The sequence below is a fragment of the Pseudomonas sp. SA233 genome, assembly GCF_054792385.1.
This window is the reverse complement of sequence record NZ_CP096449.1, coordinates 1,496,655-1,512,983: the sequence shown is the minus strand read 5'-3', so window position 1 is coordinate 1,512,983 and position 16,329 is coordinate 1,496,655. Positions and strand designations below refer to the sequence as shown.

Here is a 16,329-nt window from a genome sequence, read left to right as displayed (position 1 = left end):
GCCATCCCTTTTTAACAAAAATCCAGGCCAGTGAGTATGTCGCGGGAATTCAGTGAGCCTAGAGAATCTGAACCAAACCGCCAATAAGGACCACAACCAACTCCACGAACGCAATGCATGGCCGTTCCGTGCTGACCATGAACCCCGTAGCATTCAGACACTAACCATTTCCGATTAACGCCCTAAAAATAATTCCGCACATTTGCCAATCTCGACGGCCTACGCGACCTGCTATATCTGGACAAACTTATGCCGAACAGCTAACAATGAGCGAACCGCACCAAAAAACTTATTTACTAAAAAATGAAATCCTGCGCTGAGCCCATTGCATAAATAGCCTCGGCTCACGTACATTACATAGGCACAACCCTGCAAAATAGCAACTTGCGAAAGGCAAGCAAAGCAGTAACCAAAAATCAGTGACATATGCATCCATCAACACAAGCAACGCAACTGCCGGAACAACACAACAAACCGATACAAATATCGTCCAAAAGTTGGGACTTACCAGCTTGATATCGAGGTCCTTCCTTACAAAATAAGTGGCAAACAAGAAGCTGGCGATTGTCGAAAGCACAATGGACCAGGCCAGTCCTAACATACCGTAAAGCTGATAGCTGAATATACTAAACACCAGATTGAGCATCAACGCCGTAACTGATATCAGCAATGGCCTTGATGTATTCCCCCGCGAGAAGAAAACCCGATTCAAAAGATCGCGTCCCAGCGCGAACGGAACGGCTGTAAGGATTACCGCCAACACAGCCGCGACGCTGATCGCATCGGCTTCAGAAAACTTTCCTCTTTGAAATAAAAGCTCAACGAGCGAGCGGGCATAGAAAATCATAAAGACCACTATTGGTATAGCAGACAAAAAAATTGTTCTCAAGCAGAGGTTAACGTAATCTTCTAAACCCTGCTGATCATTATCCGCAACGAGTCGCGCTATCTTCGGAAAAAGTGTTGCAGTGAGGAAAACAAGAAAAACAGACAAAAATATAAGATTTAACTTTCCGGCATAACCAAGAATAGAAATAGCTCCGTCGCCCAAACGAGAGGCGAAGTACACACCAACGTAGTTATTACCTTGCTCGACATAAAATGAAAAAGCAGCGGGAGCGAAGACCCCTAACATACTCACAAAACCCGGCGAACTGTCCCCGCCCCCAACGCTAGGCGAGAAATAATAACGACATGACCAAGCATTGACCAAAACCAACAACAACCATGCTACCACTCCCAAGTAGAGTATTTCGCGCAAGCCGTGGGAGGCGCTTAAAATCATCAAACCAAAACAAAAGATAGCATTATTAACCAATGGAACAATGTAGCTCGGTAGTGGTCGTTTGTGTACAGACTGCAGGGCATTGAGAAAACCTACGACTGTAGAAAGCGCGAATGTCAGCGCCATGATTTTCAAATAGTCATTAGCAAGCCCCCTTACCTCCTCGCTTGCACCTGCTGCAAAAACCTGAACAATCTCCTCAGACCAAAAAGTGACTAAACCACTTAACACCAAAGACGTGCCCAGAAAAAATATCATGACCCGAGTAAGATCTCTGTCGGTCTGAGCCTGATTATTATTTGTTAGCAGCCTCGAATAAAGAGGAACCACGATGACCGGGATCGACGCATATACAGCAATATACAAGAGCGATGAGATCGAGTTAGCCAGGAAATAACCATCCGTGACATTCGAAACACCGTAATAATATGTGAAGATAATATCTTTTAAAAAACCACTGAGTTTTCCTAGCAAGATAAGCACGAATGCTAGCAAAGCATAGCTACGAATCCTGGCGCTCATTGTACGCTTGCCTCAGACACGTGATTTGATTCAACTGCCAGCACCCGCTGATTAGAAGATCGCCACCATCCGAGCACTAAATAAACCAGCACCATCACACCTGATAAGCTATGCATGAGCTGATTATTGGAGTAGCTAAAAATAAGCCCCATCGAGAGATAAATGAACAAAGGTCCAGAATAAGGGTTTGAACCAGAGACAGCCTGTAGCCACACCCGCGCGTAAACAAAGGCAAATACTGGAGCCAGTAGTACTACCCCAAGGAATGTAAGGTCAGATGCGAGCCATGAGAACAAAGAATGCCACTTGTCAAACTCCCAGCCGTACACCTCCCCCACACGATAAGGATAGGTACGACTGAGAATATCCCCGTTACCACCCGTAAAGATTTCAACCACTCGACCCAGCGAGTAGGAATTACCAAACATATAAGACCACTCAAACGGCAGTGTCAGACTGAGATAAAGACCATTAAGCCCAAGGAATATCCCCAGCGGCAGGGCATAATCCGAACCAACCAGACTGATAACCCACGCATCATAATTCCAGTAAACTAGCGGATGGACCTTCTCATAAATATTATCAATACTGATATTTGCCGCTTGGTAGCGCTGCCTTAGAATTTCCACAAAGACAAAAAAAATGACACCACCAGCAGCACCGCCAAGAGCGAGCCACTTCAAACTGATACGCTTTCTTCGAGCGGCACAGTTTATGGCAAGCAAAAAGGCGCCAAAGATCACCAAATCCCCTAGATATTTCTGTTTCCCCACGCCAAGCACGTTAACCAGAAGATAGGTAAGCACAACAAAAATAAAAACAATCTTAAGTACGCGACTCAAAACTGAGTAATAATAAAAACCGAACAGCAATGCCAGCATCATGAACGTTTGCAGGAAAATATTCAGGATATAGGCTGCATCAATTGTAGCCTTACCGCGCTCATAGCCCTCGTACCCAGCGACATAACTTTCTCCTATTCCATCCAGCGACAAGCCGCCCCCAGACGAAATGAAGCTATACCACTGCGCCGCAGATGAAACTGCCGCAATAACAAGCAGGAGCTTCACCACCCGCCCGATTCGCTGCATTGAGTTCAATCGGCCTGCAGCCGTATCAGTGAACTGATTAAAATCCCCCCGCCCCCCTATAACGAATCCGACTATAAAGAGGAACAGCATAGGTAGAAGAAAACTCATAAGCAGGACACTGTCCATACCCTTGTATTCAATGGGACCAAAAAACAAGCTTCCCAACACAAACGCCGAATATAAAATATAGATATTTGCTGGCAGATAACGATAGCTAAACCATTTCATTGTTTGTTGAAGATCCGTTTATAAGCATCAACTTTCGCCTGACCATGCAAGTCTCCAATCTTCAGAGACTTAGCCTGGGCTCGCTGCAGAAAATCCTCAGTAGAACCTATAACTCGTGCGGGATTACCAGCAACAATAGTGCCATCTGGCACAGATTTGGTTACCACTGAGTTTGCACCAACAATGCAATTATCGCCAATCTCGACGTTTGGTAGAATCAAAGCCCCCATACCAATAAAAACATTGTTACCCACCTTGATTTCGCCTGCCAGCTCCAAGTCTGGAATTTTCCGCCTGAAAGGAAGGGTTGAACCATCGTGACAAACAAAATGTGCATTAATGCTAATAAAAACATTATCCCCCAAGGTCACGAGATAAGGCTCCGAACTGAACATCGCGTAGCTGGAACCGTAAATAGTGACCTTACCACGAACATTGACACCTATTCGCCTAGCATAAGCCGCTGGCTTATAAGCTGCGTAGAACCGCAGGAAGGGGACAGTGAATACTCTCATTAACCGGCGAAGACTCATTTCAGACCCCTAGCTTGCGCATGAATACGTCAACGTCACTGTAATAATTCTCATAGTGGAATGTTCTTGCTTTGAAAGCGTCTTGTTTCAACGAATCAATCTGTGTAGCTGACAAAGCGAACAGTGACTCTACTACTTCCATCTCGCAGCCGGGATCAGCGAGAACAATGCCAGGGCTACCTGCAAATGACTCAAGGCTCAGCATACGGTTCACCACGACTGGAGTACCAATGCTTATCGATTCAGCTAGCTTCGAAGGGAAGCCGGCAAGGGTGACCCGTGTACGATCTCGAAAGAAAATACTGAAATCGCTTTCACCAATTAACCCAACGACCTGATCATTTGGCACTCTTCCATGAAAGCAAGCGACATCACGCATTTCGTCCAGTAGCATTCGATGCTCAGGGAAAACCTTCAAATAGTCGCTCTGCGTAATGCCAACAACGTCAAATCTAAAAGCTTTTCCTTTGGCATGCAGGCTGTGAAAAATCTCGACGCACGTATCCAAGCGTTCTTTTAAGTTCGTGCGAGATCGATTGACTTTATCAACATCAAAAGGTGAGCCGACATAAATAAATTTCAAATTACCTTCGCCCCGCCCTACATGAGGCGCGCTAAATCTGGCGCCATCAAAAAGGGTGGGCAATTCGACTGTCAGTTTGCCTTGGCGCGCATAAAAATCAGTTAGGTACCTGCTAGTCGTAATGATCCCATGCATACGTGGATGCACTATATACATGCGCACAGCAGTATCTAGGGCCTTGATCAAACGATGAGGGAGGCTCCCACCAGTCGCATCGTACCATTCAGTCGCATCCGACAGCATTTTAATACCGAGACGCGTGCAGAGTTTCTCAATCCGCAAGCTCGCAACGGCAGGGTAGTTATAACAAATTGCCGCTACCGGACTAGCACCTCCATACGATTTCAAAATCTTCAAAATAGCAGGAAGACCACACAAGTATTTAATCCAGGATAATGTCCCTGTAGGATAGGGTACCGACCAGCATTCGAAGCCGGAATTGACTGTATGAGTTGCGTCCGCACCGCCCGGTAGAGCCTTATCGATACCGATGAATACGACTCGATACCCAAGATCTCGCAAAATCTTTCCGTTGGCCATCACTCTGAGTGCCGCAGCATTCTTATCTGGCAGTTCAAAACCACCAATATAAAACACGGTCCCTTTGCTCATTTCAATCAATTTTCCAATCTATATAGCACAACGAGATCCCAAGTAAGGCACAACCGAAACCAGCCAGCCGTCTACTTAGTCAACAGTTCGATGTACCAGGGCATCGCCTTCTGAATGCCTTGTCGGATTGTGAAAGCGGGATCGTAGCCCAATAGCGATCGAGCCTTACTAATGTCTGCTTGGGAATGGCGAACATCACCGTCACGAAAGTCTCGATACACAGGTGCCTTATTGTAGCTAATACCATTTTCCTGAAGTGACTGAGTCAAATAGGTAAACAGGTCGTTGAGGGTTGTTCTCCCACCTACAGCAACGTTGTAGATCTGATTCTGCGCAGGTTCTGCACTAGTAGCCGCGAGCAGGTTAATCTGCACTACGTTCTCGATAAAACAGAAATCGCGACTTGTTTCACCATCACCATTGATATACAAATCAGCCTGCTGGAGCATTGCCGATGTCCATTTCGGAATGACAGCAGCGTAGGCACCATTTGGATCTTGGCGTTTGCCAAACACATTGAAGTAACGCAGCCCAATAGTCTTGAAGCCGTACGTCCGAGCAAAAACATCGGCGTAGAGTTCATTAACATATTTGGTAACAGCATAAGGCGATAAAGGCTTACCGATACGCTCTTCGACTTTTGGCAACCCGGGATGATCGCCATAGGTTGAGCTGCTCGCAGCATAAGTAAAGCTCTGCACCCGAGCATCTCGAGCCGCAACCAGCATATTCAGAAAACCGTCAATATTGGTCGCATTTGTAGAAATCGGATCATTAATCGATCTAGGAACAGAACCTAGTGCTGCTTGGTGCAAAACGTAATCCACATCCTTGCAAGCACGTTGACAGTCTTCGATATTACGAATGTCTCCCTGCAAAAATTCGAAAGCGGACCACTGCTCAGGCGTTACGCTTTTCCTCACCTCATCCAGATTGGACTGATGCCCCGTGGCGAAATTATCCATACCTTTAACCTTTTGCCCCAAGGTTAGCAACGTTTCCAAAAGATTGGAGCCAATGAAGCCTGCAACACCAGTGATCAGCCAGGTTTTTGGTGACAGAGGAATGTTTTTAAGGAGGGTCTGGTAATTATCCATGAGAAGCACCTTTCCGATTTACAACTGTTAGAGGAATTAAAGGCGGATATCACTCAAGCCCGCTGGAAGTAGGTACTTAAGATCGTACAAAACATGTTCCGGCTTGCCCATCGCTCGAATGGTGTCTGCCCCCATCTCAACGAAATGATCGTGTGCCACCGCAAGAATCACACCATCATAGGTAGAGTGCTCAGGGAGCTGCACGGGCCTGATTCCATACTCCTTTAATGCATCATCGGTACTAACCCACGGATCGAATACGTCTACTTGGACGTTGTATTCTTGCAATTCGCGATAAATATCCACAACCTTGGTATTTCGCAAGTCTGGGCAGTTTTCCTTAAAAGTCAAACCCATGATCAGAACTCGGGCCCCGTCAACGTGAATTTTCCGCTTGAGCATTGCTTTAACAAGCTGCGAAACAACATACGCCCCCATGTTGTCATTCAACCGACGGCCTGCCAAGATGATTTCTGGGTGATACCCGATGCTTTGAGCTTTATGGGTCAAATAATAGGGATCAACACCAATACAGTGCCCCCCAACCAACCCCGGTCGGAACGGCAAGAAGTTCCATTTGGTGCCTGCTGCCTTGAGCACAGCTTCAGTATCGATCCCAAGCTTATTGAAAATCACCGCCAGCTCGTTGATCAGTGCAATGTTAAGATCTCGCTGGGTATTTTCAATAACTTTTGCCGCCTCAGCCACTTTAATACTAGGCGCTTTGTGCGTACCCGCAACAATAATATCCCGGTATAACTTGTCGACAAATTCCGCGATCTCTGGAGTAGAGCCAGAGGTCACCTTTTTGATATCAATCAAGCGATGTTGCTTGTCACCCGGATTAATGCGCTCCGGACTATAACCCGCATAAAAGTCTCGATTGAAAACCAGCCCTGAAACACTTTCAAGTACTGGCACACAATTCTCTTCTGTAGCCCCCGGATACACCGTTGACTCGTAAATTACAACATCACCAGGCTTTAGAATACTTCCAATTGTCTTTGAAGCCTTGATAAGTGGGGTCAAATCAGGTTGATTATGCTCATCAATCGGCGTAGGGACAGTAACGATAAACACGTTACACTCTCGGAGATCAGCGATATCTGTGCTAAAAATGAGTTCTTTGGCATCCGCCAACTCCTTATCACTCACTTCAAGCGTCGAATCATGACCTTTTTTCAATGCATTGATGCGATCTTGATTAATGTCAAAACCTACAGTGGCGCGCTTCTTCCCGAACTCCACCGCCAAAGGTAGGCCAACATACCCGAGACCTATGATTGCGACCCGAACGCTTTCAACTGCGCGCATAATTCTCCCTCTCCCCAAGAACGCAAAACGCGGTCGGACTGCATAGACAGCCGGCCATATCACAAAATACTTTTACATTTTAAACATCCCACAATCCTGCACACATACGGGACATCACGACAGCGGCAAAACTGTCGCGATACTCGAGGGAGAGTTCATAGGACGATTATTAAAGTGCTACTAGTTCGCCAAGCCCGCCGCCCTTCGAGATCAAGCGAGACTCAAGCGTAAATCAAGCCTTACCGTCTGAAAGGATCTTCATGGCCTGGATTTGTGATTCAACCCACGAGTCTGAATTCGAAACTTCACTTTCCCGGGCCCTCATAGCGTGACGAATAAGCACAAACACCAAACCGATGATTACGCCAAATACAAGCCCTAGAGCAACGACCAGTGGCTTTTTGGGATAAACGCTCTTCAAAGGATCGACTGCAACTCTATCAACAGTTACCAAGTTTAGGTTGCTCATATCAGTATCAATCGCTAGCAACCGCGCGCGCTCAGCCCGCAAGGATTTAACGTTCTCGAGGAACAGCTCGTCATTCTTGCGCTGCTCCAGCGATTGAATTTGGCGATTTTGCTCCAGCAACATGAGTTGTTTACGTATTTCGGAAACACGCGGCGATACAAAATCGTCCGAAGCACGATTACGCAATGCTTGCTTTTCAGCCTCAAGCGCGTCCGTTCCCATAAAGTAAAGAGGGATGACTTGGTTGTTGATTTCGGTGCGAATCACATTCCCCCCATTATCAACCTCCCCCCCCATGGCAGAAGGAGTAGTGGGCTTTTTCAGCCCTAACGTACGAGCAATTGCAATTGCCTCGTTCAGTTGAGAGATGCGATCCTCACGACGCTGTTTCAACTGCACTCTGAGCGCTCGAAGCTCGTCATTTAACTGAGCGCGCTTTAAGGCATCATCCTCACGAAGCACAGCAATACGGCTTGCTTTATCCGCATCATAATTAACCCGAACTACCGCTAATTGAGAGTCTAGTTCTTTAACGCGGTTGCCAATGACAACTTTCAAATCTCGAGAAATCTGTTCGCGCTCCCGCTCTAGAGCAAATTGAACCAGACCATTGAGTACCGACTTCCCGTCAAGGCCTGCGGGATAACGCATTTCTACACCAATAAACTTGGAAAGTAGATCCGTTTTCTTTGGATCAGGCTGGACAACCTTAAGAGCTTTACGATTGAAGTCCTCAAACGCCTGCTCTTGAGTACGCCCAGATTCTAGATAGACCGCTTGCAACTCTCCGTTAGTTTTGAAATACTCAAACCGCGTATCATAACTATCAAGCGACGCGCCCAGCCTATTCAGCGCTTTCTGCGGAGGAAGCGAATAAACTTTAGTACGATTCAATGCATCCAGATCTTTGATTGCAGCCGGGCGCAAGAGTGTATTAACTTCATACTCAGGCGTTACCATAAATGCGTAGACGGCAGCGATTACACCTGCAGCCAGAGCAAACCCTGCCACTTGTAACTTCTTCCGCCAAATAATCTGCATAAGGCCAAGAAAGTCAATTTCATCGCGAACTGCTACGGATGGTATCGAGGAAATGCTAGTCACGCTAATCCCTGCAAATAAGTGGTGTCGCCCCACGGGATAAGCAAGTGACGCCAGCAAAAACAGGCGGTACCTTCCTTGGCCCGAACGGATGTAGGCGGACATCATAACAGGGAAAAAATTCAGTGGCCACTCAATATTTCATCCTGCACAGCCCCTAGACCTGCTTAATCAGCGGTTCCAGCGCTGAAAGACCTGCGACCGCTGGCCCCGTCACATGGATGGGAGGTCGCTCTGAGAGCAGTGCTAGTACTCAAGCCTAAACCAAGCAACATCAATTTGACATCATTCCATATATCCTTGCCCGCCTCGGAGACAACAAACCACTAAGCGGGAGAGGGCTCAGCCTACATAGAAAAATTTATTCCCTCATAGACTGCAGTGTGCAGGAAGATAGCAATAACGCTTCCGACTAACCATAATTCTGCTGGAAGCACCGAAAGTCGACTCACTTCATCCAACAATCGAAGTTAAGCGTGCCCCCATGCTTCAGGAACGACTTGCACGCGATCATACGCGTACGCACAAGCCTTCAGACTTGATCTACAGCCCCCCAAAAAAACAAAGATAGTGGGCACTCGGCCAAATATCGAAGAGTGCCCAGAGACAGTTAAGGTAAAACCATCCGATAATATCTGCTATTTATTTCGTCCAGACCGTGCGGTTGATGTAGTCGGTGTAGCTGTACACGATCCGTACCACCTGCTTGGAGACCGGGCCGCCCAGGTAATCCTGCACCACCGGGATCACCCGCTTGTTACGGTCATGCTGACTGATCACCACACGCACGGCATCCAGCACTCGGTCCGGGGTAAGGCCGCACATGATCAGGGTGCCTTCATCCATGCCTTCCGGGCGCTCGTGGGCGTTACGGATCGTGACCGCTGGCAAGTTCAGCAGCGAAGCCTCTTCGGTGATGGTGCCGCTGTCCGAGAGCACACACAACGCGCCCATCTGCAGACGGATATAGTCCAGCAGGCCATAAGGCTTGACGAAGCGGATCAGTGGATGCTCCAGGCTTTCGCCCAGGTCCTCGAGGCGCTTACGGGTACGCGGATGGGTGGAGACGATGATCGGGAAGCCATAGGTATCGGCCAGGGCGCGCAGCGAAGCCAGCAGATCGCGCAGATTCTGTGGCGTATCGACGTTTTCTTCACGGTGGGTGCTGACGATGAAGTACTTCCCCTCCTCCAGCCCCTCGCGCTCCAGTACCGTGGAAGCGTCGATACGAGGTCGGTAGTAGTCCAGCACCTCCTGCATGTGCGAACCGGTCTTGATGATGGTTTCCGGTCGGATACCTTCATCCAGCAGGTAGCGCCGGGCATGCTCGGTCAGCACCATATTGATGTCGCTGAGGTGGTCGAGCACCTTGCGGTTCAGCTCTTCCGGCACCCGCTGATCGAAGCAGCGGTTACCCGCCTCCATGTGGAACACAGGGATCTTCCGACGCTTGGCAGCGATCACGGCCAGGCACGTGTTGGTGTCGCCATACAGCAGCAGGGCGTCGGGTTTTTCCAGCTCGAAGATTTCATCGGACTTGGCGATGACTTCGGCGATAGTACCGGCTGCCGTGCTACCCACCGCCCCCAGGAAGTGATCCGGCTTGCGAATGCCCAGGTCATCGAAGAACACCTGGTTGAGCTCGTAATCGTAGTTCTGGCCGGAATGCACCAGTACATGGTTGGCCTGCTCGTCGAGCTCAGCGATGACGCGGCTCATCTTGATCAGTTCGGGCCGGGTGCCGACCAGGGTCATGACCTTAAGCATTGAGTTGTTCCTGGATATAGTCGAGTTTCAGCAGCAGGGCCTTGATGCCGTCGATGTCGAGCCGCTCGGTATTGTGGGAGGTATAGTCATCCAGCTCGGAGATATGCTGCTCGCCTTCAACAAAGTACTTCTTGTAGTTCAGGTCGCGGTTGTCGGCCGGAATGCGGTAGTAACGACCCATGTCGTCGGCCTTGGCCATTTCCTCGCGGGAAATAAGGGATTCGTAGAGCTTTTCGCCATGTCGGGTACCGATCACCTTGATCGGGTTTTCCCGCTTGAACAACTGGCGCAGCGCTTCTGCCAGCTCCTGCACGGTAGAGGCCGGCGCCTTCTGCACGAAAATGTCCCCCTGCTGGGCGTTCTCGAAGGCATGCAGCACCAGATCCACCGAGTCCTCCAGCGACATCAGGAAGCGCGTCATGTTCGGGTCGGTCACTGTCAGTTCGTTGCCGGCCTTGAGCTGATCGACGAACAGCGGAATCACCGACCCCCGCGAGGCCATGACGTTACCGTAACGAGTGGCGCAGATCACCGGGCCCTGCTGAGGAATCATCCGTGACTTGGCCACCATCAGTTTTTCCGCCATTGCCTTGGAAATGCCCATGGCGTTGATCGGGTACACTGCCTTGTCGGTGCTCAGCACTACCACGCGCTGTACTCCGTTGGCGATGGCCGCATTCAGCACGTTTTCGGTACCGATGACATTGGTCTTCACGGCTTCCATCGGATAGAACTCGCAGGACGGCACCTGCTTCAACGCAGCGGCATGGAAGATGTAATCCACTCCGACCATGGCCTCTGCCACGCTTTGATAGTCACGCACATCGCCGATATAAAACTTCACCTTGTCGTTGGACAAGGCAATACGCATGTCTTCCTGCTTTTTCTCGTCGCGGCTGAAAACGCGGATTTCCTTGACGTTGGTATTCAGAAAACGCTTGAGTACCGTATTGCCGAAAGAACCGGTACCACCGGTAATCATCAGAATCTTGTTGTCGAACATGTGTGCGCTCCTTGCTGTACTTTAGTGATTCTGTGCGTGCATGAATTGAATGAGTGCAGGCCAGGAAGGTGGTTGGTAGCCCGCATCTGCACGGAAGCGAGAAGAGTCCAGTGAACGATCGATCACCAGTTTGTCGTCCGGTACGATATTGATGTCCTTGCCGTAAACCTTCGCCACCTGCCTGAGCAGCTCATACTTGTCGATCGGCTCTGCAGAAACGTGGTAAAGCCCCTTCAGCGCAGGGTTGGGAATGACGTAATCCAGCATCACCCGGGCCAGTTCGGCGGTCGGCAGCCCCGAGAAAACCGCCTTGGTGAAACCCTTCACACTACCCTGCTGGGACAGGAACCAGTCGACCAGCGATGCATTGCTTTGCAATTCATGACCAATGATGGATGTACGCAGCGTTACGGCATCGTCAAGGTCGTGCAATTCGCCAATGTATTTGGACTTGCCATACAAGTCGGTGCAGTCAGACTCGTCCTGCTCCCGGTACATGCCCTTGGCACCCGAAAATACGCAATCGGTACTGATATGGATCAGGCGCGCGCCAGCCACGCGGCAGAGCATAGCCAGGCGATGCGGGAGCATGGCGTTGATTGGCAGTGCAGTAAGCGGGTCCTTGGCATCAGCCAGTTGCTTGATCAGGCCCACGCAATTGATTACCACATCCGGCTTAGCCTTAGCGAAAGCCGCCATCAGCGCGTCAGCATCAAGTACATCTACACCACACAGGAGATGCTCAGCCTGATCAGGCGTGAAGAACCTGCGCCCGGACGACGAGCGCAGCGTGCCCACCACTCGGTGCTGCGAATTGGCCGAGAAATACCGGAAGACGGCGTTGCCCAGCATGCCCGAGACACCCAAAACTAAGATTTTCACTGCGTTGTTATGTCCTTAAAATGCTTTGTTCAGATAAGATCGCGCATGCCGATCAGAGCGCTCAAGGATCGAGTTTTCATAACTAATCCAAGCGGTGTGGAGATAAGCTAGGCTGATACTTGAGAAGCCAAAGGCCATTTGACCTTCATGTTGGTGACAACCAAACGTATGGCGGAAGCAAATACCACATAGCGCGCTGAATGCGAGATAAGGTCCCAAACCGCCAAGAATACCATCTATAGCCAAAAGGAAGCCACGAGGAACTCATCAGGGCGGGCCATGAGATGGTTGACCTCCCAGTAAGGTGGTCCCGGCCGGATCTAGGCTCACCGACAATTGCAGTAGAGATTCGGAGCAAAGCTCTCCCCCGGCGTCAGAATAGTTGTCGCCTCGCCAGATTCACCTAAAGCCAGACCCCAGGGACGGAAAGAGAGCCGTTGTGCCGTACTATTCCTCTGAGCGGCAAAGCCGAGCTGCTCAAGATGCTGGACCCTCCACTCAATCTGACGATGGTCGAAGTCGCCAGACGTGAAGGCGTTACCAGCTTGTCCGACATTGAACTAGGTGCATACTGCCGTCACAAAGGCTTGTACCCCAAGCAGATTGCCGCTTGGCGGCAAGCCTTCCTGATTGGGAAGGCGCCTCAAAAAACACCACCCAAGGTTGATCGCGAACAGTCCCGTCAGGATCAGAAACGCATTAAACAGCTCGAGCGCGAACTGCGCCGTAAGATAAGGCGCTGGCTGAAACAGCCGCGTTGCCGGTGCTGCGAAAAAAGCTCAATGACTAATGAGGAGTAGATGAGGACAATTGACCGCTGTGCCGGAACGGCAACTGCTGGCGGCGTGGCTGACAGAAGCTTCCTCCTCATCATGGAACAGTACTTAAAGTCCCTGCCTATGTGTCACCTCCACTTAATAAACCTTATCCTGCACCAACCTCTTCAGATACTGCCCATACCCATTCTTAGCCAACGGTTCAGCCAGCTTGAGTAGCTGCTCCGCCCCAATCCACCCTTGTCGGAACGCCACCTCTTCCGGACAAGCCACCTTCAACCCCTGCCGCCGCTCGATTGTTGCGATATACCCACTAGCCTCCAGCAACGAATCATGCGTCCCGGTATCCAGCCAGGCATACCCGCGCCCCATGATCTCCACCGACAACCGGTGCTGCTCCAGGTAGGTGCGGTTCACATCAGTGATCTCCAGCTCGCCCCGCCCAGACGGTCGGACCCCCTTGGCAATCTCGATCACATCGTTGTCATAGAAGTACAGCCCGGTCACGGCATAGTTAGACTTGGGTTTCGCCGGTTTCTCTTCCAGGCTGATCGCATTGCCCTGCCCGTCGAACTCAACCACACCGTAACGCTCAGGGTCTTGCACATGGTATGCGAATACACTAGCGCTCCCTTTACGCTCCATGGCATTGCGCAGCAACTGCTGGAAGTCATGGCCGTAATAGATATTGTCACCCAACACTAGCGCCGTGGGTGCCTTGCCGATAAAGCCTTCGCCAATCAAAAAGGCCTGGGCCAAACCATCTGGCGAGGATTGCACGGCGTAACTGATGTTGATGCCCCACTGGTGGCCATCGCCCAGCAGTTGCTCGAACCGCGGGGTATCCTGCGGGGTGGAGATGATCAGGATGTCCTGGATACCCGCCAGCATCAGGGTGGTCAGCGGGTAGTAGATCATCGGCTTGTCATAAACCGGCAGCAGTTGCTTGGAAATAGCCAGGGTAGCGGGATGCAGACGGGTACCCGACCCGCCCGCCAGAATGATGCCTTTACGCTTCATAGTGGTCATTTCTCGTGTATTTCCGTAAGCATGCGAGCCACACCCAGGCGCCAGTCTGGCAGGTTCAGGGCAAAGGCTTGCTGCAGTTTATGGGTGTCCAGACGCGAGTTGGCCGGCCGCTTGGCCGGGGTCGGGTAGGCGTCGGTGGTCAACGGGTTGACCTGTTCGGCGTGGGCTTTCAATGGCACACCTAGGGCCGCTGCCTGCTCCAGCACATAACGAGCGTAGCCGCACCAGGTGATTTCGCCGGCCGCCGCCAGGTGGTACAGGCCGGCCAGGGCCGGGGCGCGTCGGGTGGCGGTGATGGCGTGGGCGGTGATGTCGGCGATCAGTTCCGCACCGGTCGGGGCGCCGTACTGGTCGTCGATCACGCCCAGGCTGTCGCGTTCCGCAGCCAGACGCAGCATGGTCTTGGCGAAGTTGTTGCCGCGTGCGGCATACACCCAGCAGGTTCGGAAGATCAGGTGCTGGCAACCGGCGGCCTGGATGGCCTGTTCGCCAGCCAGCTTGCTTTCGCCATAGGCATTCAGTGGGCCGACGCTGTCGTCTTCGCGCCAGGCTTGAGTGCCCTGCCCCGGGAACACGTAATCGGTGGAGTAATGCACCAGCAATGCTCCGCAGTCGGCGGCGGCGCGGGCCAGCACGCCGACGGCTTCGGCGTTTACCTTGAAGGCTTGTTCGCGGTCGCTCTCCGCCTTGTCCACGGCAGTGTAGGCGGCGGCGTTGACGATTACATCGGGGGCGTAGGCGCGCACGGTTTCGGCCAGGCCCGGCAGATTGGCCAGGTCGCCGCAGTGTGCCTGGCTGCGGGAATTGAGCGCCAGCACCTGGCCCAGTGGGGCCAGGCTGCGCTGCAGCTCCCAACCTACCTGGCCATCCTTGCCCAGTAGCAGAATCTTCATGCCGAACGCCCTGCGTAGTTTTTCTCGACCCAGTCGCGGTAGCTGCCGGACTGTACGTTCTGCACCCACTCCTGGTTGTCGAGGTACCAGGCCACGGTCTTGCGAATGCCGGTTTCGAAGGTTTCGGCAGGCTTCCAGCCCAGTTCGCGCTCGAGCTTGCGGGCGTCGATGGCGTAGCGGCGGTCATGGCCTGGGCGGTCGGTCACGTAAGTGATCTGCTCGGCGTAGGGCTTGCCGTCGGCGCGGGGGCGCAGTTCGTCCAGCAGGGCGCACACGCGGTTGACGATTTCCAGGTTGGGCTTTTCGTTCCAGCCGCCCACGTTGTACACCTCGCCGGTCTTGCCGGCTTCCAGCACGCGGCGGATGGCGCTGCAGTGGTCCTTGACGTACAGCCAGTCGCGAATCTGCTGGCCGTCGCCGTATACCGGCAGCGGTTTGCCAGCCAGGGCGTTGACGATCATCAGCGGGATGAGTTTTTCCGGGAAGTGGTAAGGGCCGTAGTTGTTCGAGCAGTTGGTGGTCAGCACCGGCAGGCCGTAGGTGTGGTGGTACGAGCGCACCAGGTGGTCGCTAGCGGCCTTGCTGGCCGAGTACGGGCTGTTGGGCTGGTACTGGTGGGTTTCGGTAAAGGCCGGTTCGCCGGCGGCCAACGAACCGTAAACTTCGTCGGTGGACACATGAAGGAAGCGAAAAGCCTTGCGCGCCGGCTCATCCAGGCCACCCCAATACGCGCGTACCGCTTCCAGCAGGCGGAAGGTGCCGACGATGTTGGTTTCGATGAAGTCTTCTGGGCCGTGAATCGAGCGGTCGACGTGCGACTCGGCGGCAAAGTTGACGATGGCGCGCGGCTGGTGGGTTTTCAGCAGCTGTTCCACCAGCGCGGAATCACCAATGTCGCCATGCACGAAAATGTGCCGCGCGTCGTCTTGCAGGCTGCTAAGGGTCTGCAGGTTGCCTGCGTAGGTGAGTTTGTCGAGATTGACCACGGGCTCGTCATTGCCGGCCAGCCAGTCCAGCACGAAGTTCGCGCCGATAAAGCCTGCACCGCCGGTTACCAGAATGGTCATATTTGTCTGCTTCCGCTGTCGTCTTCTGTTCCCCCACCTTCTGGATTCTAGCCTGTCGGCGATTGATCAGAGAGCGA

General features: G+C 51.8%; 13 protein-coding genes and 1 pseudogene. 1 reads left to right on the top strand and 13 read right to left on the bottom strand.

Features of this window, described 5'->3' with window-relative positions:
* Positions 1–289: 289 nt before the first annotated feature.
* From murJ to M1D87_RS06945, 10 genes are all read right to left on the bottom strand, one after another.
* Positions 290–1,807: a murein biosynthesis integral membrane protein MurJ gene (gene murJ, locus M1D87_RS06990; RefSeq protein ID WP_421091883.1), complete on the bottom strand. Its 1,518-nt coding sequence runs from the start codon at positions 1,805–1,807 to the stop codon at positions 290–292.
* On the bottom strand, positions 1,804–3,126 hold the full coding sequence (locus M1D87_RS06985) for a hypothetical protein (protein WP_461241468.1): 1,323 nt from the start codon (positions 3,124–3,126) through the stop codon (positions 1,804–1,806). The genes murJ and M1D87_RS06985 overlap by 4 nt, the downstream gene beginning before the upstream one ends.
* Positions 3,123–3,659: an acyltransferase gene (locus M1D87_RS06980; RefSeq protein WP_421091881.1), complete on the bottom strand. Its 537-nt coding sequence runs from the start codon at positions 3,657–3,659 to the stop codon at positions 3,123–3,125. Before M1D87_RS06980 ends, M1D87_RS06985 begins: the two co-directional genes overlap by 4 nt.
* A gap of 1 nt (position 3,660) precedes the next feature.
* Positions 3,661–4,854: a glycosyltransferase family protein gene (locus M1D87_RS06975; protein WP_421091880.1), complete on the bottom strand. Its 1,194-nt coding sequence runs from the start codon at positions 4,852–4,854 to the stop codon at positions 3,661–3,663.
* Positions 4,855–4,925: 71 nt separating this feature from the next.
* Entirely contained in the window at positions 4,926–5,951 is a 1,026-nt protein-coding gene (locus tag M1D87_RS06970; RefSeq protein WP_421091879.1) for an NAD-dependent epimerase/dehydratase family protein, read from the bottom strand.
* Positions 5,952–5,987: 36 nt separating this feature from the next.
* Positions 5,988–7,265 carry a Vi polysaccharide biosynthesis UDP-N-acetylglucosamine C-6 dehydrogenase TviB gene (tviB, locus tag M1D87_RS06965; RefSeq protein ID WP_421091878.1) on the bottom strand — a complete coding sequence of 426 codons (1,278 nt, stop codon included), beginning with the start codon at positions 7,263–7,265 and terminating at the stop codon, positions 5,988–5,990.
* Positions 7,266–7,497: 232 nt separating this feature from the next.
* Positions 7,498–8,838: a Wzz/FepE/Etk N-terminal domain-containing protein gene (locus tag M1D87_RS06960; RefSeq protein ID WP_421091877.1), complete on the bottom strand. Its 1,341-nt coding sequence runs from the start codon at positions 8,836–8,838 to the stop codon at positions 7,498–7,500.
* Positions 8,839–9,477: 639 nt separating this feature from the next.
* On the bottom strand, positions 9,478–10,602 hold the full coding sequence (gene wecB, locus M1D87_RS06955; protein WP_461241467.1) for a non-hydrolyzing UDP-N-acetylglucosamine 2-epimerase: 1,125 nt from the start codon (positions 10,600–10,602) through the stop codon (positions 9,478–9,480).
* Positions 10,595–11,605, bottom strand: a complete 1,011-nt coding sequence (locus M1D87_RS06950; protein WP_133978601.1) for a polysaccharide biosynthesis protein — start codon at positions 11,603–11,605, stop codon at positions 10,595–10,597. Before M1D87_RS06950 ends, wecB begins: the two co-directional genes overlap by 8 nt.
* Positions 11,606–11,626: 21 nt before the next feature.
* Positions 11,627–12,487: a dTDP-4-dehydrorhamnose reductase family protein gene (locus M1D87_RS06945; RefSeq protein ID WP_461241466.1), complete on the bottom strand. Its 861-nt coding sequence runs from the start codon at positions 12,485–12,487 to the stop codon at positions 11,627–11,629.
* A 397-nt stretch (positions 12,488–12,884) separates the two neighbouring features.
* Here M1D87_RS06945 and M1D87_RS06940 point away from each other — a divergent pair.
* Positions 12,885–13,288, top strand: a pseudogene (locus M1D87_RS06940) (hypothetical protein); the annotation flags it as partial.
* Positions 13,289–13,401: 113 nt separating this feature from the next.
* Here M1D87_RS06940 and rfbA read toward each other — a convergent pair.
* The 3 genes from rfbA to rfbB are packed head-to-tail and all read right to left on the bottom strand — an operon-like array spanning position 13,402 to position 16,252.
* Complete coding sequence (gene rfbA / locus M1D87_RS06935) at positions 13,402–14,283, bottom strand: glucose-1-phosphate thymidylyltransferase RfbA (protein ID WP_043936075.1); 882 nt, start codon at positions 14,281–14,283, stop codon at positions 13,402–13,404.
* Between the two features lie 5 nt (positions 14,284–14,288).
* Complete coding sequence (rfbD, locus tag M1D87_RS06930) at positions 14,289–15,185, bottom strand: dTDP-4-dehydrorhamnose reductase (RefSeq protein WP_421091862.1); 897 nt, start codon at positions 15,183–15,185, stop codon at positions 14,289–14,291.
* Complete coding sequence (gene rfbB / locus M1D87_RS06925) at positions 15,182–16,252, bottom strand: dTDP-glucose 4,6-dehydratase (protein ID WP_061550843.1); 1,071 nt, start codon at positions 16,250–16,252, stop codon at positions 15,182–15,184. Before rfbB ends, rfbD begins: the two co-directional genes overlap by 4 nt.
* Between the last annotated feature and the right edge of the window lie 77 nt (positions 16,253–16,329).

Coding starts and splice junctions, on each gene's coding strand:
- tviB (WP_421091878.1), bottom strand. CDS start 7,265: ATGCGCGCAGTTGAAAGCGTTCGGGTCGCAATCATAGGTCTCGGGTAT.
- M1D87_RS06970 (WP_421091879.1), bottom strand. CDS start 5,951: ATGGATAATTACCAGACCCTCCTTAAAAACATTCCTCTGTCACCAAAA.
- M1D87_RS06980 (WP_421091881.1), bottom strand. CDS start 3,659: ATGAGTCTTCGCCGGTTAATGAGAGTATTCACTGTCCCCTTCCTGCGG.
- wecB (WP_461241467.1), bottom strand. CDS start 10,602: ATGCTTAAGGTCATGACCCTGGTCGGCACCCGGCCCGAACTGATCAAG.
- M1D87_RS06985 (WP_461241468.1), bottom strand. CDS start 3,126: ATGAAATGGTTTAGCTATCGTTATCTGCCAGCAAATATCTATATTTTA.
- M1D87_RS06950 (WP_133978601.1), bottom strand. CDS start 11,605: ATGTTCGACAACAAGATTCTGATGATTACCGGTGGTACCGGTTCTTTC.
- rfbB (WP_061550843.1), bottom strand. CDS start 16,252: ATGACCATTCTGGTAACCGGCGGTGCAGGCTTTATCGGCGCGAACTTC.
- rfbD (WP_421091862.1), bottom strand. CDS start 15,185: ATGAAGATTCTGCTACTGGGCAAGGATGGCCAGGTAGGTTGGGAGCTG.
- M1D87_RS06975 (WP_421091880.1), bottom strand. CDS start 4,854: ATGAGCAAAGGGACCGTGTTTTATATTGGTGGTTTTGAACTGCCAGAT.
- rfbA (WP_043936075.1), bottom strand. CDS start 14,283: ATGAAGCGTAAAGGCATCATTCTGGCGGGCGGGTCGGGTACCCGTCTG.
- murJ (WP_421091883.1), bottom strand. CDS start 1,807: ATGAGCGCCAGGATTCGTAGCTATGCTTTGCTAGCATTCGTGCTTATC.